This window comes from Sporosarcina sp. PTS2304 (genome assembly GCF_003351785.1).
In the GTDB taxonomy this organism is placed as follows: Bacteria; Bacillota; Bacilli; order Bacillales_A; family Planococcaceae; genus Sporosarcina.
Genome location: NZ_CP031230.1, coordinates 193188 through 213476, shown reverse-complemented (window position 1 = coordinate 213476; position 20289 = coordinate 193188). Strand labels below are relative to the sequence as shown.

The window sequence follows — 20289 nt, the reverse complement described above, 5'->3', positions numbered from 1 at the left end:
AATGGAAATATTTAATTTCTCAAAAAAAGAATCTAGACTGTATCTATCTTTCATGTACGTCACATTCATTTCCCTTTTAGTCGGTGGGTTAATGGGACTTTTACAGACACTCGTCCGTTCGGGTAAGTATAAGTTACCGTTTAACATAGATTATTACACGATTTTAACCACGCACGGTGTTATACTCGGACTCGTGTTAACTACATTTTTCATCGTCGGGTTCCAATTTACTTTGATGGGGAAAACTGTCGGAATTTCTGATAAACAAATGAAGTGGGGCTGGATTTCCTTCTGGGTTATGCTTGTTGGTACTGTCTTGGCTGCATGGATGATTTTAACAGGTGAAGCTTCTGTATTATATACATTCTATACACCACTTCGTGCACATCCTATTTTCTATATCGGTTTGGCTCTTGTTATTATTGGTAGCTGGATTGCAGCATTTGTTAACTTCCGTCAATTATATGTTTGGAAGAAAGCACATAAAGGCGAAAAGTCTCCACTACTAGCATTTATGGTTGTCATCAATATGATCATGTGGGTCGTTGCTTCTTTAGGTGTTGCGTATTCAGTTGTTGTTCTAATTTTACCTTGGTCGCTAGGATATGTTGCGACTGTCAACGTACTATTGACACGCACACTATTTTGGTATTTCGGTCACCCACTTGTTTACTTCTGGTTGTTACCTGCGTATATGGCATGGTATGTGATCATTCCAAAAATAATCGGCGGCAAACTTTTCAGTGATTCATTGGCACGTTTATCATTTATCTTATTATTAATGTTTTCTATCCCTGTTGGATTCCACCACCAATTAACTGAGCCTGGTATTGATCCGACTTGGAAATTCATTCAAGTAGTTCTTACATTCATGGTTGTCATTCCATCTTTAATGACTGCTTTCTCGCTATTTGCTACATTTGAAATTACAGGACGGAATAAAGGCTATACTTCTTTATTTGGATGGTTTAAACATCTTCCTTGGAAAGATGTACGCTTCTTGGCACCTTTTGTCGGGATGGTTGCATTCATTCCTGGTGGTGCAGGTGGGATTATTAACGCATCTCACCAAGTAAACTCTTTAGTCCATAACACTATTTGGATTACAGGACACTTCCACTTAACGATTGCTACTACGGTTATTCTAACGTATTTCGGTATCGCTTATTGGTTGCTTCCGCATTTGACGGGTCGACGTCTAACTCCTAGATTAAATAAACTAGGGATCATTCAAACGTTCATCTGGACTATTGGTATGGCGATTATGTCAACGTCTATGCATATTCAAGGATTACTCGGCGGACCACGTCGTTCTAACTTCTCTGAATACGCTGGCGGTGAACAAGTTGCCACGTGGATCAATTATCAGATCACTCAAGCGATCGGTGGGACGATTTTATTCATCGGTATACTGTTGATGTTCTATATATTCATCCAGTTAGTATTTTTTGCTCCACGCGGATACGAGGAATATCCGATTGCTGAAGAAGAAATGGACGCCGAGAAGACTCCGAAAATATTGGAAAACTGGTATTTATGGATCGGTATTACAATCGCGTTAATTTTATTTGCATACACGATTCCGATGATCGATATTATTAAGCACTCTCCTCCAGGTTCCATTCCATTCGATTGGCCGATTGGTCGTTCGTAACGTACAAAAGAACCTTGAATCCACACTCATTGGATTCAAGGTTCTTTCATTTGCTATTTCTTTGGCAAATATAACGGAGAGTGATCCTTATGAATATGAAGAAGTTCATTCAGACGCTTTTCAGGAAGCGGTTTAGCAAAGTAGTATCCTTGCAATTCATCGCAACCTTTATGTCTTAAAATATCCCATTGTCCTTTCGTCTCAATTCCTTCTGCAATCGTTCGGATATTCAGTGTTTTACCTAATTGAATAATCGCTTTCACAATTGCCCGACTTTTCTCATCGTATTCAATTTCTTTAATGAAAGTCATATCAATTTTCAATTGAGTAATCGGAAAGGCTTGCAAATAAATAAACGCAGAGTAACCGGTTCCAAAATCATCTATTGAAATTGTAAACCCTAATATAGACAATGCTTCAATTCGTTCTTTTACAGCGTCATGACTTTCGAGCGCCACACTTTCCGTAATTTCAAGCAATAAATTTTTCGGATTAACTTGAGCACGTTCACTATGAGTTCGTAAAAATTGCGGTAGATTTTTATGCAAAAAATGTCGTGGCGATAAATTGACGGAAATCGTTAAATGATCCATTCCCCACGTCTTCATTTTCTTCAATTGGTCGAGCGCTTGTATTATAACCCACTCGCCGATAGAAATGATAAAACCTGTTGACTCAGCGAGATCAATGAATTCATTTGGATATATGAGTCCCCTTTGTGGGTGTTGCCAGCGGATAAGTGCTTCAAAACCTAGAATTTCCCCTGTTTTACAATCCACTTGTGGCTGATAGAACAACCTAAACTCATTCATATCCAATCCTTTTCGCATATTCATCTCGGATAGCATCGTCTGCTTCATATGATTATGCTTTTCTGTATTGTAAATTCCAATGCTTTTTCTTGAGTTTATATGTCTGCTCGTTTCTAATGCAAAACGCGCAGCCTGAACACCTTCCAACGGTGTAAGTACGTCTTTAGGATAATAGGCGAGTCCATAACTAAACGTTAAATAGACTTCTTGATTGGCGATTAGAATAGGCTCATTTAATTTCTTCAATAGTTTTTCCATTTTGTTATTAAACGCTTCCCCATTCTGATCGTATGGTAAGAATATGACAAAATGATCAAATGCAATTCTAGCTGCATAATACGGACGATCGAATGTTTGCTTGAATCGTTCAGCTACAATTTCAATAATCTTATCCGCTAGTTCCGGTCCAAACACACTATGAATTTCAATGAACTGATCAATCGTCATGTAGACAAATATTCCTTCTTGCTTCTTATCAACTGTTGGTAATACCGACTCAACTTGCGTAAGGAATGCATTATAATTATTCATTTCCGTAAGTTCGTCCACAAAGGCTAACCTATGTAAGTTTTCTTCAAAAGAAATGCGGCTCAATCGATCAAAAAAGAATGACAACATATCCGTTATAGCCGAGACGATCATTCGGTCAAATGTATTCCAGGTACGATGCTTCTTTGATTCACAGCAAAGTACACCCCCAACACCGGAACTTAAAATAATGCAAGCATCCAAAAGTGAATGATACCGGCCGGAGTTATGAAAAAACTTTTCAGCAATTTCCTTCGTTGCTTTATTATTTTCTATGTCGTCCACTGCCAATGTACGTTGACTTTGGATTGCTTCAAAATATGCAGTATATACATCATCACTTAAATCTTCATCTATCCTATGTTCTTTCGTTTCATCAATATAAGTATTTTGCGAATGAAGAGTAGTTTTCTCTTCATTGAAAAGCCAAATGCTCACACGATCACACTTCATAATAGCAGAGACTTCAGCGCATAGTTTCTCCAATGTTTCTTTAATGGTATCGGAATTCACAGCGTGATTTTTAGCTTTTTCAAATATTTGTTCTTGTTGTTTACGTATAGCATCGATTTTACGAATAGTCTCATCATATCTTTGCAAAAAAGCACCACCTTTCTACATTTTCATTCCAGTTTAAACCCTTGTATTTCGTTATCACATAGTTCTTATATATCAATAGTACACTATAATACAGTCCGAACAAACAGTAATGTCACAATAGGTACAAAGACTATGAATTTGATTTTTATTTAGGTTCTTTAGATACGTTTAAACTTCAGAAACATAATGTATACTAGGTTCATCGGTTGATTTATATAATGCTCGAAATTAGAACAAAGTACTAAAAAATTTTAAAGGAGATTATTAAAATGAAGAAAACCGCTCTCGCTGCCCTGGCCTCTTTGATGCTTGCAGCTAGTATTTCAGTAGGAAGTGCAAATGCTGCATCAAAGACATACACCGTGCAACCTGGTGATACATTGTATAAAGTTGCTACCCAACACAAAATTACGGTAGATGAACTAAAACGTTTAAATTCACTTACTTCTAACTCTATTAAAGTAAACCAAAAGTTAATTGTTGAAAATAAAGCTACTGGTTCTAAAACTGTTTCTTCTATTAATTCATTACATAGCGCAAAGCCAACAATAGATACAACGAACAATCAAAATTCCGTAACAGACAATAGTGAGTTAATGAATAGAATAATCGATACAGCTATGCCATTGCAAGGTATTCCGTACGTTTGGGCTGGTGTAACACCTGCAGGATTTGACTGCAGTGGATTTATTTACTATGTCTACAATAAAGCGGGCGTAAAAGTTCCACGACTAGATACGATCGGATTTTTCAATCGCTCTGTTTTTATCACTGAGCCAGTAGAAGGTGATCTATTATTCTTCCAAAATACGTATCGTCCGGGTATTTCACATATCGGTATTTATTTAGGCGACAATAAATTCATTCACGCTGGAGATAAAGGAATTGCGATCGCTTCTTTAGATTCCTCTTATTGGAATTTGCGGTTTATGGGTTATAAGCGGTTTATCGATATTAAATAAAAAAAGGTTGTCCATTCGTTTTCAACGAAAAGGACAACCTTTTTATTCTACTTCTTATCTGGCAGAGTAGCCACCGTCGATTACAAGCTCAGCACCTGTAATGTAAGACGCTTCATCTGATGCTAGGAATAATACCGCATTGCCTACATCTGCCGGCTGCCCTAGACGTTCTAGCGGCGTCATTTTAATAAGCATACCTAATAATTCTTTAGAAGACTCTAAACTCTGCGTCATCGGTGTTTCAATTACACCTGGGAACACAGTATTGACACGGATACCATCTTTTCCGTATTCCGCTGCTGCTGCTTTAGAAATAGCACGAACCGCACCTTTTGAAGCAGAGTAAGGGTTTAATCCCATTCCGATCAAAGCAGTATAAGAAGAAATATTAACAATTGAGCCTGTTTTTGCTTCAGACATATAACGAGCTGCATGTTTCATACCTAAGAATGTACCAAAACTATTGATGTCAGACAGCTTGCGCCAATCTTCAATTGTAATTTGATCGATACCTTTTTCAGTGGAGATTCCCGCATTGTTAATTAAGATATCAAGTTTGCCGAAATGTTCAACTGCCTGTTTCATCGCAACTTCCCATTCTTCATCCGCAGTTACATTCAGTTTTACCGTGAATATTTCTTCTTGACCGCCCCATTTTTCTTCAAGAGCCGCTTCGTTAATATCAGCCGCAATCACTTTAGCACCTTCTGCAACGAATTGCTTCACCATCATTTCACCCATACCTGAAGCTCCGCCAGTAATGAATGCTACTTTATTTTGTAATCTACCCATTATCCATCTCTCCCTTTGCAGTATTTATTATATACTTTAACACTAAAGTAGTTTAAAATCAATTTTGAACTACAGTCAAAAGCGTTATATTCTTTAACTAGTAAGTAGAATATTTACTGTATTCATTTGACAGTTGCATACTTTTATAATTATACACACCTTGTATAATTATAAAGTGTAAGATATAATTGTAATTATTAGAAATATACTACAAGTGGAAGAAGTGAACAAATATGTTCAAAGATCAGCGTTACCTCCATTATAATGCAGCAGGTTTCCGGCGGGATTTGATCGCGGGGATTACTGTTGGAATTGTAGCCATTCCACTTGGGATGGCTTTTGCAATTGCCTCGGGTGTGAAACCGGAATATGGGTTGTATACCACTATTATCGCAGGACTCATAGTCGCTTTACTAGGAGGATCACGTTTCCAAATAGCTGGTCCTACCGGTGCGTTTATACCGATATTGCTAGCTATTGTTCTGCAATACGGTTACGAAGATTTATTAATCGCTGGATTTCTAGCTGGTGTATTCCTCGTTATTATGGGACTACTAGGTGTCAGTAATTTAATTCATTTCGTCCCTCGTTCTGTAACAATTGGATTTACAGCTGGTATCGCTATAATTATTTTCACAGGACAGTTTCAAAACTTTTTTGGTTTGACTGGTGTAGAAAAGAAAGAATTTTTCCACGAAAGTATGAGCGAAATCATCCGAAATTTTCATACCGTTAATACGTATAGTATTTTAACAGCTATTATCGGTTTACTCGTTATTTTCATACTGCCTAAATTAGCGCCTAAAGTTCCTCTATTGCTGATAGCGCTATTAATTCCTACTGTATGTTCTATAGTGTTTTTCCCAGGAAAAGTAGAGACGATCGGGACTGCATTTGGCGGGATTCCCCAACACTTGCCTAGTTTACATTTTCCAGAGATTACACTTTCGAAGTTAGTGACGTTATGGCAGCCCGCTCTAATTATCGCAGCGCTCGGAGCGATCGAGTCATTACTTTCCGCAGTAGTGGCTGACGGTATGAAAAGCGATGTTCCTAAACACGATTCAAAGAAAGAGTTATTCGGTCAAGGTATTGCAAATATCATCACTCCCCTTTTCGGTGGAATTCCGGCTACCGGGGCTATCGCACGTACTGCTACTAACATCGGGTCAGGCGCAGTTAGCCCCATTTCAGGTGTGGTGCAAAGTTTATTCGTTCTAGCGTTTTTACTACTGTTCGCTCCTTATGCTTCTTACATTCCATTGGCTGCGATGGCACCTATTTTAATGTTCGTTGCCTGGAATATGAGTTCACGAAAAGCGTTTATCCAAATTCTTTCTTTACGGTCAGGAGATTCACTCGTACTTTTGACTACGTTTCTTTTAACGATTTTTTTAAATTTAACGATTGCTGTAGAGGTCGGTATTTTATTGGCTGCCCTTTCATTTTTACGTAAGATGAGTGGTTCGCTTGAGATTAAGGAAAGTAAGTTGACAGACGTTGAGAAGTTTAAGTTAGCAGATGATGCACAGAATGAATTGATTAAATATAAAATGTCGGGTCCATTGTTTTTCGGAACGGCTAAAAGTTTTGAGGATCGTTACGTGGAGTTGTTGAATGTGAAGCAACCGACGATTATTTTCGATTTGAAGAATTTAACGGCTCTGGACGCAACAGGTGAAGCCGCTCTGTCGGCGTTGCTTGATGAAGCGCATCGAAGTAATAAGCGTCTGATTTTCAAAAAGGTACCTGCAGAAAAGGTGAATTTATTTAAAAGAAGTGGATTGTACGAGAAGATCGGCAAGGATAACTTCTTTATGCTTTGACGTGAGTTGATTAGTGAGGGTTCAGCTTTCTGTTACCGCTCGTGCGCGTGGGGGATTGCCTCCCACCAGCGCCGAGATGAATTCAGTGAACGATCATTCAGTAACGACCTCAACTAGTCCTGCACTAGCCACAGCTTTCACAAACCACACTATCAAAAAATCTACTTATATAGCAAAAACCCCAGCTACTAAGTAGAGGGGCTGATGAAAACTTATAACTTCCATTTCAACCGGGCATAACCCGCCAGCAGCAAAAAGTTTACGGCGGCACTAATAACCGTACCATACGCAATCGCCTGAGCACCGATTTGATCCACAAACGCATAAATGATGGCAATGTTAATTCCGAAAACACTAATCAAACTAAAGATGATCGGCATGACCGAATTTCCCTTTGCATAATAAAAACGCGTAACATACGTATTCGCAGCCAAGAAGAACATCGACAGCGCAAATACTTTAAAAACAGGAACCGTCAACATAACGGATGTTTCGTCAAAGTTACCATAACCAAATATCAGACGTATTAAAGGCTCAGCAAAGACATAACAAAACACTGTGGCCGGCACGAGTAATACGACCATGTACAGCATACCTTTTTTATAAAGCGTCTTGATCGTTTGCGTATCACCTTCACCTTCCTTTTTCGCAAGCATCGGATAGATGACTGTCGTAACAGCCGTCATTAAAATCGCTTGCGGAAAGCCTGTCAACTTGGAAGCGTAGTTAATAGAAGAAATAGCCCCTTCCCCTATTCCATCTGCCGCAATTCGGTGAATGATGTAGTAGAACTGCAAAGAAGCGCCACCGAATAAAATTGGCAATGCCAACCACCACATTCTTCTAATATCTTTTGGCATTCCAAATGAAGGTTTCAGTGAAGGCAACTTCGCCCGTCTAATTCCCCAATATAAAAAACCGCCCATTAGAATCGCACTGACCAACGCACCCGCACCGTACGATTCAGGTCCTAGCCATCCAGTTAAAAGAAAACCGACTGCCACAAACGCTACATTATATAGAAGGATAGCCAAACTAGATAACTGGAAGCGGTCATTAATGTTTAATAAACCACTCATCCACGTTGAAACAACTAGTAAAATAGATGATGGCATCATCCATAGAAAAAGATTTCTAACTAATTGATAGTCTTCTCCACTTAATCTGCTAAAGAAGAGATTCAAAATTGGATCCGTAAACAATACTAATAGTACGGTCACAAGCGTTGCAGCCACGGCCACGGTAGTGAATGCCTTACGTACATAAAGTTCTTTGCTCATTTTCGAGGAATGATAGACTGAGATAAAAGCAGTCGTTAATGCGCCGCCGAGTACTAAATAAATAAAGTTTGGAATAGAATAAGCTGTCGCAATCGCATCGGCTACTGTGGAAGTACCGTATTGAATACCGATGACTACCTCCCGACCGAAACCAAAAAGTCTCGCTACAATATTAATAATTGCAACAGCGCCAATAATCTTGAATAATTTACTCATTTCAAAGTTCCCTTTCCATTCTTCTGATAGATCTCGCCCAATCTTTTGACGATCACTTCAGAAGAATGTTGCTGAATCACTTGTTGGGTGATGTCATGTTGTGATCGAGTCACTTCATTCGACAGAGCATGAGCTATCCCTTCTGCAAGTGAAACAGCACTACGCGGCTCAACGAGGATGCCAACTCCATCTTTCAATAAATAAGGAAGCCCGCCAACGTTCGTCGCAACCACTTTTGCGCCTGAGGAAAGAGCTTCTAATGCGACCAATCCGAACCCTTCCTGGTAGGATGGCAATGCAAGAACATCGGTTGCTGCCATCCACTTTGCTAGTTCTTGTTGACTTACCGGATCTTTAAACTCTACACCCGATATTGCTTCGCTGGCAATTTTCTCTTTCACTATTTCAACAAAGCGCTGATCTTTCTGAGAACCTATTATATATAGTAGAAGATCTTCATACGTCTCTTTTAGCTGTTTGTATGCATCGAGTAATTCAATAATCCCTTTTGCTTCAATCACATTCCCTACATAAATTAGTACCTGTTCATTAAGAGGTACGTTTAATAGAAGTCGAACCTCTTCTTGACCCATCGGTTTAAAAACGTTTGTGTCAACGCCCATACTCATAACCTCGACAAATTGCGGAGCTACCCCGTAATCTTCAATCACATCGTTGCGCAACTTTTCTCCTACCGTTATTACTTGAGAAGCACCTTGCAGAATACTTTTAGTATACTTCGCAATTCTCGCGCTCTTTTTAGCCATCTTATCTAAATCTCCACCATGAACGGTTACTACATAAGGAATATTGAATAATTTTTTTCCTATTAGTGAAATCATACCGGTTGGAAATGCATAGTGTGCATGTGTCATGCTTATAGATTTTCTATGTTTCATTAAATAAGATAGAGAATGTATCCCCCATGAAAGATACTTCGTTATTTTTTCGAACTTGCCTTTTCCTGGTTCATGAATCGCGATCACTTTTACGTCATAGCCACTATTTTTAAGTAAATCAACTTGATTTTTTACGAATATCCCGTAAGTCGGATGTTGCGCAGCAGGATACATATTACTAAAGACTATTACTTTTGTCACTTATAACTCATCCTTTATAGCTTTCCATATGAATAGGTCCGCTCTTTTATACGTTGAATGATTATACCATAAACAGCGCAGATAGAAAGTCGCAATAATAGGTAACTGATTTTTCGCGATATTCACCCTATTGAAACTACTGTATAGGAGTTTTTACTAACATTTCAAATCTAGTATCCCGTGTAATCCTCTTGTAATATAAATGTAACAATTCTCATGTTTATAAGTGCTAATATATTCCTAGATTACAAAGCACAACACTGATTGTGCGAAAGGGGAATTTGAGAACAGCATGAAACGTCTATTGTCTCTGGTCTTGGCGAGTTTTTTACTCTTATCCATCGCACCAGATTTTGCGTCCGCAAACTCACCAACATCATTAATTAGCACAGCTCGCAACTATTTAGGAACTCCTTATTTATTAGGCGGGACAACTCCTAGAGCGTTTGATTGTTCAGGATATACACAATATGTGTTCAATAAAGAAGGCGTTTCATTGCCACGAACTACTGGTCAACAGATTGCTGTTGGGTCACCGGTTTCAAAAAGTAATTTAGAAGTTGGAGATTTAGTTTTCTTCAATACATCAGGTCGCGGTGTTTCGCATGTAGGAATATACATAGGATCAAATAACTTCATTCATGCTTCTGTAAGCAAAGGGGTTATGGTATCTTCACTAAACGATCCATACTATTGGAAAAGTCGCTATATGGGCGCTCGTCGTGTAACCGAATTTGAACCTGAAAATACTAATGATACGACAATTGATAAAGAACAAGAACCTGTGAAAACTGAAACACAAGTTGCGGTAGTATCACCTGTAAAAGAAGTGATCTACGCTACACGTGCAGAAGTTGCTCAAGAACTTGCAGACACACTAGGACTTGATCAATCTACTGTTAACTTAACATTTAAAGACGTTGATGAGTCAAATCCACATTATCATGCAATTTCAGCTGTGGCAGAAGCGAATATTTTCTCTGGTTTCCAAGGGAACTTCAATCCAAATAAAGAATTGACTCGCGGCCAAATGGCTAAAGTTCTAGTAGAAGCTTTTGAATTACAAGGATCTACACCAGCTAACTTTACAGATGTTCCTAAAGATCACTGGGCTTTCGACTATATAAACACTCTTTATCACAACAAAGTTACTAGTGGATACGGTGACGGTAAATATGGATTAGATGATAAAGTAACTATCAAACATTTACATTCATTCATAAATAGTATTACTAAATAACCAAAAAATCGAATGTTCTCTATGAACATTCGATTTTTTGGTTATAAAGAATTAAATTAATGAATTTTATAAATTTGTGAATTATAGAAGAAACAACTAGTAATCACTTTTCAACACTGGTAAAATGAACCTATGAGTCTTGTAATACATTATATTTAAGGAGGAACTCATGAAACATTTTAAATGGGCAACTACTATTCTACTGTTGCTAACAATTGTAATGCTCTCACCTCTCCAGTCTCTTGCAAGTTTTAAGTTTTCCGACGTCCCTGCCGAGCGAGAATATTTTAAAGAAGTTCATTACATAGCAGAAAAAGGTATTGTTAACAAAACTACTAACTTTAATCCAAAAGAAAAATTAAGACGCTCACACGTCGCGAAAATGCTCGTCATTGCGACTGGGAACGAAAATATTCCTTTAGTGAATATGAAAATTGACGGTTTGGATCCATCAAGTGAGCAGTATAAGTTCGCTAATATTGCTCTGCAAAAAGGATTCTTCACTTTGAACAGTAATGGACGCTTTAATCCAAATGAAGAAATTAAACGTGAAGAAATGGCTTATGCTTTATCTGTCGCATTTAACTTATCTGAAAAGATTACAGCTCAAAAACCGTTAGTATTAACAGATGTTGCTAATCATAAATACAAAGAACGCATTAACGGACTATATTATGCAGGTATTACACAAGGCGACAATAAGAAGTTTTTGCCTCAATCTAAACTGAGCCGTTCCCAATTCGCATTATTTATCGCGCGCGCATTGGATAAAGAATTTGCTTTGAAAGTAAAAGCGCCTGATCAACAATCAAGTGTTAAATATGTAAAAGTACAAACAGGCGATGACAAAGATCCATTGAATGTGCGCAGTGCTCCATCTGAAACTGCACCTATCATCGATGCATTGCCTAATGGAACACTAGTAGAGGTTACCGGTAGTACGGGTGTGTGGTTGAAAGTCAATATAGCGGGTGTCGAAGGGTATGTTCATGAATACTTCACCACTACCAATTTAGATCAAGTAACACCTCCTAAGCCGGTGAAACCTGTACAACCAAAACCAGAAGTCAAACCACCCTCTCCCGCTAAGTTGATGGGTAGAGTAACTATTAACAACTTAAACGTTCGTTCTGCAGGCAACTCAAGTGCGGCAACAGTAGGTAAGTTACAAACTGGACAAAAGGTAGAAGTTCTTTCTATTTCTGGTTACTGGGCTAAAATTCGCACAGGTAGCACAACGGGATATGTTCATAAAACGTATTTGAAGTTGCTAAACCAAACAGGTAATCCGTTGCGTGACCGTGTCATTGTTGTAGATGCCGGACATGGCGGACATGATCCTGGTACGGGTAAAGCAGGTCACACAGAAAAAGCCATTACTTTAAACGTTTCAAAGAAATTAGAAGCGAAATTAAAAAATGCTGGTGCAAAAGTGTTGATGACGCGTTCTACGGATAAATATTATTCATTGGAAGCTCGTACGACATTTGCTAAAAATAATTACGCAGAAGCATTTGTAGCGATTCATGTGAATTCTGCAGGATTTTCTGCAAAAGGAACAGAAACGTATTATGATTCTTCTAGTAATGTGAATGCTACTGAAAGTCGTGATTTAGCAGCGTTCATTCAGCGTAATATCGTTCAAAAGGCGAATATGGTCGATCGTGGAGTGAAGAATAATCGTTTTTACGTAATTCGCAATAATAATGTAGCAGCTGTTCTTGTAGAGCTCGGTTTCTTGTCGAATGCTGATGATTTTAAGAAGCTGACTAGCGAGACGTATGCTAATATTTATGCAGATGCGATTTATCAAGGATTGTATCAGTATTATAGTAAGCAATAACTCCCTTCCCCTCTTGAATTTTTATTCGAGAGGGTTTTTTATTTCCTTTTTGGAGAGTTAGAGAAGTAGATGTTAGGATTCTCCCTGCAGAACCGAACGCTTTTCTGAGGAGGCGCAAATTTCAAGTTAGCCTCACGACGATTTATAACTATCCTCATTAACCGAAGGCGCCTACCTAGAGCTTCGCAGTGACAACAATGAACTAATCTCTTTCAAAACAAGAAACGGCACCAACTAGTCTTTCACTCCCCTTATTCTTTCTAACGAAACCTACACTACCTCTTACAAATTATCTGAAGTTTACAGTTTATAGTTCTAACACTTCACATTGCCCTCTAACTACCTTAATGGTAAACTATCAATAAGCTCTTGCAAATTTTAGTATTTTCAAAAAAAAAAAAAAAAAAAGGTGGCCATGCGACATGACGAAAAAAATTATTAAATGGAGTACAGCATCTGCCCTACTCCTCTCGGCAGCATCAATCACACCAACTATCGCATCAGCAGAACAAACACCCAAAGAGAACTTTTCATTAACCGTCCTTCACTCGAATGACACACACGCTCACGTAGAAAACGCACCTGAAAAAGCAGCGCTCGTAAAACAACTGAAGAAGGACAACCCGACAAACCTATTATTAGACGCAGGAGACGTGTTCTCAGGCACTTTGTACTTCAATGAATTTGAAGGCGAAATAGACATGAAACTCATGAACTACTATGGCTATGACGCGATGACATTAGGAAACCACGAATTCGACCTAGGACGTTCTGAAAATGGACACAGCTCACTTTTAAAGATGATCAAAGCAGCAGAGTTCCCTGTCGTTTCGGCAAATGTCGATTTCTCAAAAGACTCGTTATTTGATGGGACGCAAACAAAAACTATTACCGATGCACCTGAAAATGGTCATATTTATAACGGCATTATTAAAGAAGTAAATGGTGAAAAGATAGGTATTCTCGGTTTAACTACTGAAGAAACTGTCTATATTTCTAGTCCTGAAAAAGTAACGTTTACTAACTATATTGCAGAAGCTAAAGCGGCTGTTTCAGCTTTCGAAAAAGCAGGAGTCAATAAAATTATCGCTGTGACGCATATTGGCTTTGACGATAATAAAGCAATTGACAATGATCAAGAATTAGCAAAAGCCGTTCCTGAAATTGATATTATTGTTGGCGGACATACCCACTCGAAACTTCCTTCACCACACGTGATCAATGAAGACACCAATCCGGTAGTAATTGTACAAGCCAATGAATACAATAAATTTTTAGGTCAGCTTGACGTAGAATTTGATGCAAATGGTGTTATCACAAAGTATGATGGAAAATTACATCAAATTGGTGGTGAAGGTGCTCCACGTGATGAAGGGGCTGCAGAAATTCTTGCACCTTATAAAAAACAAGTGGAAACACGTATGGAAAGTCCAGTGGGCGCCACTTCTAAAGTATTCCTTAACGGGCTACGTAATTTAGGTGGAGTTCGTGCCGGTGAAACAAATCTAGGAAACTTAATTACAGATGGTATGTTGGAGAAAGCAAAAGAAATTGATCCCGCAGTGAAAATCGCCTTCCAAAATGGTGGAGGAATTCGTTCGTCCATCAATAAAGGAGAAGTTACGTACGGAGAAGTGTTAACGGTTTTACCATTCGGAAATCCATTAGCGATCGTGGAACTAAGCGGTGCCGAACTTAAATCAACATTTGAACATTCTGTTAAAGAATATCCGAAAGAATCAGGAGGCTTCTTACATGTCGCAGGAATGAAGTTCCTTTTCGACCCTTCAAAACCAGTAGGCAGCAGAGTGGTTTCACTCGAAGTAGACGGTAAAGAAGTAGTAGATTCACAAATGTACAAAGCGGCTACTAACGTCTTTACGGCGCGTGGTGGAGATGGCTTTGAAGCACTCGGCAAAGCGTACGAAGCTGGCCGTGTCAGTGAGCCTGGTTTTTCTGATTGGGAAAACTTCGCAGAACACTTGAAATCTTTGAAAACAATTGATAAAGGTATCGAAGGTCGTATTATGGCGAAAGTTCCATTTACAGATGTAAAAGAGAATAGTTGGGCTTATCCATACATTTCAGATTTGTACTACCGTGATCTATTAAGTACAGCTACTGCTACTTTCAAGCCGGGTGATCAGTTAACGAGAGCACAAGCAACTTCCTTTATCGTTAGAGCACTGGAGTTACCAGTTGATTCATCTGCAACTATGCCGTTCAAAGATTTGAATGAGTATGCAGTAGATACGCAACATGAAATTGCGGCTGCGTATACGCATGAAATTATTAAAGGGTATGGTGATCAATTCAAACCAAATGCACCTGTTACACGTGCCCAATTCGCTCAAATGATTAAGCGCGCATATGAAAACTATACAGGTACACCATATGTTCCGACTGCATCTAATCCATTCAACGATTTAGGCGATTATGGAAAAGAAGCAAAAGACGCAATTGCAATGATGGCTGAGTTGGATATTGCTGATGGAGATAAAGGCCACTATATGCCTACCGCTTCCACTACTCGTCAACAGACTGCTAAATTAATCTCTAACTTCATTTATAATACGAAACAAGTAAAGAAAGCAGAATAAAAAAGAGCCAGCAAGAGAAATATTTCTCCTGCTGGCTTTACTTATTAAACGGTTACTTGATTAATTTCTTCTTTAAATACTTCTTTCGCTTTCGATAAATCTACTGTACGACCCATTTCCTGTAATGTTTCACCAATTTGCATGACTGCTTTCTCAAGCATATCCGCTGTCGTATTCCCCATATGACCGATGCGGAATGCTTTACCAGCCAAATGTGCTAACGATCCAGACAGAATGGTTCCTTTATCCGCCATCGCTGCACGGAACTCCGCATCATCCACACCTTCAGGATAGAGAATACAGCTTAGTGTAGGAGCTGCCACTTCTTCTGAAGCCAATGCTTTCATGCCGAAGACCGCAAGACTTTGACGAACAGCACGTCCGAAGGCTATATGTCTAGTAATACGCGCCTCAATCCCCTCTTCTAGCACAATGCGTAATCCTTCTTCTAAAGCATAGATTAAATTCACGGCAGGCGTCGCAAAGTATTTAGATGAATCATGCATGACGGGAATCCAGTTGTTAATATCACAATAGTACGCTGAGACTCTCTCCATCGCTGCACGTGCGTCCAATGCTTTCTGATTAAACGCTACGAGTGCAAGACCTGGTGGAACACCTATCGCCTTTTGAGAGCCTGTCAGTACGATATCAAGTGTATTGCCCGCTCCTCCGTACTCTCTAGTCATATCTTCATCCATTGCAGTGGATGCACAGACACCGTCTACGATGACTAATGCGCCATGCTTCTTAATGACAGGTACAACCGCATCCAGATCTGTTGCTACGCCTGTTGAAGTGTCTGCATGAGTTACTGTAACTGCCTTATAATTCCCTTCCGACAACTTCTTATCAAGCTCTTCAGTAGAAATTTGTTGACCCCATTCTGCTTGCAGTACGTCTACTTGAATTCCAAACGCTTGTCCTAACTTGATGAAGCGGTCACCGAAATAGCCATGACTGACGATTAGCAGCTTTTCCCCCTCTGCAATCGTGTTAACAATCGCCATTTCCATCGCAATAGTACCTGAACCTGCTACGACGAAAACTTCTCCATCTGTGTTAAATATTTCTCTTGTTTGTTCAATCGTATGTTTATAAATTTTCACAAAACGCGGATCTGTGTGGGATCTCGTTTCATTTGCCATCGCATGATAGATAGAATCTACCACTGGTGTAGGTCCTGGAATTAATAACATCTCTTCATTAATCATCATTCGGTTCCTCCTTCAATTCTTCTACATACCTATTATAATAGCCAAAATAGAAAAAACTTTCAAACAAAAGAAAAGAAGGAAATTGGACGTACATCCAATTTCCTTCCACTTTTCACGACATCTACTGGAAAGATGAGGTGACCCCGTTATCATATTAATACCCCTTTGTTTCAACGAACGAGACTTTCTCCCCAAAGTCACATTCGGTAAAGCGATAAAACTATTATTAGAACTGTGCTGTTTCAGTTGAACCTGACATAGCTGTTGTTGAAGATTGACCTTCAGAGATAACTTGTGCAACTTCATCAAAGTAACCTGTTCCAACTTCACGCTGGTGACGAGTAGCAGTATATCCTTTAACTTCGTTATCGAACTCAGCTTGCTGAAGCTCTGAGTAAGCTCCCATTCCGCGAGTCTTGTAACCATGAGCCAATTCGAACATGCTGTGGTTTAATGTGTGGAAACCTGCAAGTGTTACGAACTGGAACTTGTAGCCCATTTTACCAAGCTCAACTTGGTACTTCTCGATTGTTGCTTCATCCAAGTTAGCTTTCCAGTTGAATGATGGTGAACAGTTGTATGCAAGCATTTTTTCAGGGAATTTCGCGTGAATTGCATCAGCGAATTCTTGAGCTTCTTCAAGTGATGGGTGAGAAGTTTCACACCATACTAGGTCAGCATACTCTGCATAAGCAAGTCCACGTGCGATTGCTTGTTTGATACCTGGCTTAGATTTGTAGAATCCTTCAGGTGTACGCTCTCCTGTTAAGAACTCTGCATCTACTGGATCGATGTCGCTAGTTACCATATCAGCAGCATCAGCATCTGTACGAGCGATGATTACTGTATCAACGCCTAGAACGTCAGCAGCTAGACGTGCAGCAGATAGGTTGCGGATTGCATTTTGAGTCGGAAGAAGTACTTTACCACCCAAGTGTCCACATTTCTTTTCAGAAGCTAACTGGTCTTCCAAGTGAACTCCAGCAGCACCAGCTTCGATCATACCTTTCATCAATTCGAATACGTTCAATGGACCACCAAAACCAGCTTCCATATCTGCAACGATTGGTGCATACCAGTCGAACTCGTCTTCGCGACCTTCTGCATGATCGATTTGGTCAGCACGTTGAAGTGCTTGGTTGATGCGCTTAACAACTGCAGGTACAGAGTTCGCTGGATATAAACTTTGGTCAGGATACATTTGTCCTGCAAGGTTTGCATCAGCAGCAACTTGCCATCCGCTTAGGTAGATTGCTTTTAGACCAGCTTTAACTTGTTGAACCGCTTGGTTACCCGTTAACGCACCTAGTGCATTGATGAAATCTTCTTCGTGAAGTGATTTCCAAAGGCGAGCAGCACCTTTTTCAGCTAGTGTATTTTGAATTAGAAGTGAACCTCTTAGTTTAACTACATCTTCAGCAGTGTAATTACGTTTGATCCCTTTCCAACGGCTATCCTCGGCCCAGCTTTTTTCCAGTTGTGCAATTTGTTCTTGTCTTGTTGACATTATCTTCACACCTTCCCAATTTTTCAACGGCTAACTGTTACAGTCTGTTTCATAACAGCTATCTTCGTTAGGTATTACTATATAACAGTCCATCAGAATTGTCAGTTCATTTCGACAAAAAGGCTTTTTTAGCGGATGAAAGAATGGTAGAATGGATGAAAGGGTTAGACTTGGAATGTAACTATATACAGAGGAGATTATACAAATATATGGAAAATACTGATGTTCCAAAAAAAATTCTACATCAATATGCTACTATTTTAGAAGATTGGGTGCCAAAAGACGCTTCGATCGCCATCGCTATTGGAGATCGTTATATTTATTATGATCCAGGAATGCATGATATTCATTTAAAAGAAGGGCAAGATATACAAACAGGTAGTATTGCAGAGGTTACGATTAGAGAACGAAGAAAAGTTGAAGTTGTGATGGATAACTCTCTGTACGGTATGTCGTACTTTGGCATCGGCTACCCTATTGATGTAAAAGAAGAACCAGGCGCGTTAATTATCATTCTTCCGCCAAACTTCCATGTGTTAAAAAGAGATCAATTACAGTTTCTTACTGGAAAAAAGGAAGATGAATGGTTTCCTATCCCAGTGGATCATGTCACTTATATTGAAAGTTTGCATAAGAAAACATGGTTTTATACAGCGGGCGAGCAATATAATATTAGCTTCACACTAAAAGACTTACATCTCAGACTTCCCCGTTTTTTCTTGCGTATTCATCGTTCTTACATTATTAATATGAATTGCATAGAAAAGATATCTAGGGATTTCTCTTCCAACCTGGTGATTACATTAGTAGATGGAACGGAATTATCTGTCAGTCAAACGTATTTAAATGATGTACGTTCCATGTTAGGTTTTTAATAGAAAGAAGCGTGCGAGACGAATTGGTCTCACACGCTTTTTTTAATTGCTTCTGTAAATTGTCGAGTTCCTTCCATAGCAGCGTCATATAATGTTGCTGAAAGTGATTCTGTTTTATCACATGTACTTTTCCAATCGACTGCCAACGCATCATACGCTTTGGAAAAATGATCTGCTGATTCATGCATTTCACCAATTGGAATCGCCACCTGTTCCAAATCTGCAAGTTTCATAAAGTCTGTTACTTTATGGTGATAGCATACCGCAATGATGGGTGTTGCTGTACAAGTAGCTAAAATTAATGAATGTAATCGGGTGCCGATGACTATATCCTGGGCAGCAGTTACTTCGAGTAAATCTGCCGGCAATAAATTATGATCGATCACAGTCGTGCGATCGGAGTATTTCATCAATGCCTGAATGTCTTTTGTGACGTCTGCATCTTGCGGAAACTTTGTTGCAAAAAATGTAATGTCGACTGGTTGTTTTGCCGCTAACGCATCTAGATTTTTTGCCATTCCTTCTATATACAACTGATAAATCGTTTCTTTACTCTCCGGCCAATAGCCTCCATGATAATAAGGAACTGCTGTGACACCGATTTTCAGAGGTCGTTCCCCAATCGTCTTACGTTCTTTTTTCAATGAAAATGCCGGGTCCCCTATTACCTCGACATACTTTTGTACGCCTATAGATTTCAATAGGTCAGCTGATTCCGGATCGCGTACAGAAATACTATGCGCGTGCTTACTCATGTAACGAATAAACCATTTCCCTAACTCGCTGCTAAGCGGCCCCGCTCCGCAACCGTAAATTACATATGGCACACCCGAATGTTTAGCCATCATCGCATATGAACCATACAGAGGAGCTTCCCTTTTATATAAGTCCATTAAAATTCCGCCGCCCCCAATGATCAGCAAGTCAAACGTTTTAACGATTTTCTTATTTTGTAAATAGGTGGCTCCGAATGTTTTTACAGCATTGCCTTTTTTGTAGTATAAAGGCGCACTCATTACTTGATATCGTTGTGCTGTTTGTTTTGGATTATTACTGAATACGGTGATCACGTCGCTTGGAACTTGGAAAACCGATGTTACTTGTGAAATGATACTGAGTAAAATAGCTTCATCTCCATTATTGTCATTCCCATAGTTTCCTACAATTCCTATTTTCACTGTTCATACATCCTTTTCAAATCATTTGTTTCAAGTATAGCAGACTGAAGTTTTTTAGT

14 protein-coding genes are annotated in these 20289 nt (G+C 39.2%); 7 read left to right on the top strand and 7 right to left on the bottom strand.

All coding sequences use genetic code 11. The annotated features are described in order from the left end of the window. Position 1: 1 nt before the first annotated feature. Positions 2–1654, top strand: a complete 1653-nt coding sequence (locus DV702_RS00825) for a b(o/a)3-type cytochrome-c oxidase subunit 1 (RefSeq protein WP_114922999.1) — start codon at positions 2–4, stop codon at positions 1652–1654. Positions 1655–1707: 53 nt separating this feature from the next. Here the strand turns inward: DV702_RS00825 and DV702_RS00820 are convergent, their stop codons facing one another. Further along, positions 1708–3594 (bottom strand): sensor domain-containing phosphodiesterase, encoded by a 1887-nt coding sequence (locus DV702_RS00820; RefSeq protein WP_114922998.1) that lies wholly within the window; start codon positions 3592–3594, stop codon positions 1708–1710. 269 nt (positions 3595–3863) lie between these two features. On the opposite strand from DV702_RS00820, the gene DV702_RS00815 reads away from it, so the two are divergent. Beyond that, on the top strand, positions 3864–4556 hold the full coding sequence (locus DV702_RS00815; RefSeq protein ID WP_114922997.1) for a C40 family peptidase: 693 nt from the start codon (positions 3864–3866) through the stop codon (positions 4554–4556). A 54-nt stretch (positions 4557–4610) separates the two neighbouring features. Here DV702_RS00815 and DV702_RS00810 read toward each other — a convergent pair whose 3' ends face one another. Continuing rightward, positions 4611–5348 carry an SDR family NAD(P)-dependent oxidoreductase gene (locus tag DV702_RS00810; RefSeq protein WP_114922996.1) on the bottom strand — a complete coding sequence of 246 codons (738 nt, stop codon included), beginning with the start codon at positions 5346–5348 and terminating at the stop codon, positions 4611–4613. A gap of 233 nt (positions 5349–5581) precedes the next feature. On the opposite strand from DV702_RS00810, the gene DV702_RS00805 reads away from it, so the two are divergent. Next, entirely contained in the window at positions 5582–7174 is a 1593-nt protein-coding gene (locus DV702_RS00805) for a SulP family inorganic anion transporter (RefSeq protein WP_114922995.1), read from the top strand. A 212-nt stretch (positions 7175–7386) separates the two neighbouring features. On the opposite strand, the gene murJ is transcribed toward DV702_RS00805, so the two are convergent. Both murJ and DV702_RS00795 read right to left on the bottom strand, forming a co-directional pair. Beyond that, on the bottom strand, positions 7387–8670 hold the full coding sequence (gene murJ / locus DV702_RS00800; protein WP_114922994.1) for a murein biosynthesis integral membrane protein MurJ: 1284 nt from the start codon (positions 8668–8670) through the stop codon (positions 7387–7389). Beyond that, a complete protein-coding gene (locus tag DV702_RS00795) occupies positions 8667–9770 on the bottom strand; it encodes a glycosyltransferase (RefSeq protein ID WP_114922993.1) in 1104 nt (367 codons plus the stop codon). The genes murJ and DV702_RS00795 overlap by 4 nt, the downstream gene beginning before the upstream one ends. A 292-nt stretch (positions 9771–10062) precedes the next feature. On the opposite strand from DV702_RS00795, the gene DV702_RS00790 reads away from it, so the two are divergent. From DV702_RS00790 to DV702_RS00780, 3 genes are all read left to right on the top strand, one after another. Continuing rightward, positions 10063–11010: a C40 family peptidase gene (locus tag DV702_RS00790; protein WP_114922992.1), complete on the top strand. Its 948-nt coding sequence runs from the start codon at positions 10063–10065 to the stop codon at positions 11008–11010. Between the two features lie 169 nt (positions 11011–11179). Further along, positions 11180–12853 carry an N-acetylmuramoyl-L-alanine amidase gene (locus DV702_RS00785; protein ID WP_114922991.1) on the top strand — a complete coding sequence of 558 codons (1674 nt, stop codon included), beginning with the start codon at positions 11180–11182 and terminating at the stop codon, positions 12851–12853. 422 nt (positions 12854–13275) lie between these two features. Continuing rightward, complete coding sequence (locus DV702_RS00780) at positions 13276–15453, top strand: 5'-nucleotidase C-terminal domain-containing protein (protein WP_114922990.1); 2178 nt, start codon at positions 13276–13278, stop codon at positions 15451–15453. A 44-nt stretch (positions 15454–15497) separates the two neighbouring features. Here the strand turns inward: DV702_RS00780 and DV702_RS00775 are convergent, their stop codons facing one another. Beyond that, the gene (locus DV702_RS00775) at positions 15498–16667 is read right to left on the bottom strand and encodes a pyridoxal-phosphate-dependent aminotransferase family protein (protein ID WP_114925790.1); all 1170 of its coding nucleotides are present in this window, start codon (positions 16665–16667) and stop codon (positions 15498–15500) included. Positions 16668–16896: 229 nt separating this feature from the next. Next, on the bottom strand, positions 16897–18177 hold the full coding sequence (gene aceA / locus DV702_RS00770) for an isocitrate lyase (RefSeq protein ID WP_114922989.1): 1281 nt from the start codon (positions 18175–18177) through the stop codon (positions 16897–16899). Positions 18178–18386: 209 nt separating this feature from the next. On the opposite strand from aceA, the gene DV702_RS00765 reads away from it, so the two are divergent. Next, a complete protein-coding gene (locus tag DV702_RS00765; RefSeq protein WP_114922988.1) occupies positions 18387–19052 on the top strand; it encodes a LytTR family DNA-binding domain-containing protein in 666 nt (221 codons plus the stop codon). A 29-nt stretch (positions 19053–19081) separates the two neighbouring features. Here the strand turns inward: DV702_RS00765 and DV702_RS00760 are convergent, their stop codons facing one another. Then, entirely contained in the window at positions 19082–20230 is a 1149-nt protein-coding gene (locus DV702_RS00760) for a polysaccharide pyruvyl transferase family protein (protein ID WP_114922987.1), read from the bottom strand. Positions 20231–20289: the final 59 nt, after the last annotated feature.

Excerpts from the sequence above, each read along its gene's own strand:
- aceA (WP_114922989.1), bottom strand. The coding sequence starts at position 18,177 with ATGTCAACAAGACAAGAACAAATTGCACAACTGGAAAAAAGCTGGGCC.
- DV702_RS00785 (WP_114922991.1), top strand. The coding sequence starts at position 11,180 with ATGAAACATTTTAAATGGGCAACTACTATTCTACTGTTGCTAACAATT.
- DV702_RS00790 (WP_114922992.1), top strand. The coding sequence starts at position 10,063 with ATGAAACGTCTATTGTCTCTGGTCTTGGCGAGTTTTTTACTCTTATCC.
- DV702_RS00780 (WP_114922990.1), top strand. The coding sequence starts at position 13,276 with ATGACGAAAAAAATTATTAAATGGAGTACAGCATCTGCCCTACTCCTC.
- murJ (WP_114922994.1), bottom strand. The coding sequence starts at position 8,670 with ATGAGTAAATTATTCAAGATTATTGGCGCTGTTGCAATTATTAATATT.
- DV702_RS00825 (WP_114922999.1), top strand. The coding sequence starts at position 2 with ATGGAAATATTTAATTTCTCAAAAAAAGAATCTAGACTGTATCTATCT.
- DV702_RS00815 (WP_114922997.1), top strand. The coding sequence starts at position 3,864 with ATGAAGAAAACCGCTCTCGCTGCCCTGGCCTCTTTGATGCTTGCAGCT.
- DV702_RS00765 (WP_114922988.1), top strand. The coding sequence starts at position 18,387 with ATGGAAAATACTGATGTTCCAAAAAAAATTCTACATCAATATGCTACT.
- DV702_RS00775 (WP_114925790.1), bottom strand. The coding sequence starts at position 16,667 with ATGATTAATGAAGAGATGTTATTAATTCCAGGACCTACACCAGTGGTA.
- DV702_RS00805 (WP_114922995.1), top strand. The coding sequence starts at position 5,582 with ATGTTCAAAGATCAGCGTTACCTCCATTATAATGCAGCAGGTTTCCGG.
- DV702_RS00810 (WP_114922996.1), bottom strand. The coding sequence starts at position 5,348 with ATGGGTAGATTACAAAATAAAGTAGCATTCATTACTGGCGGAGCTTCA.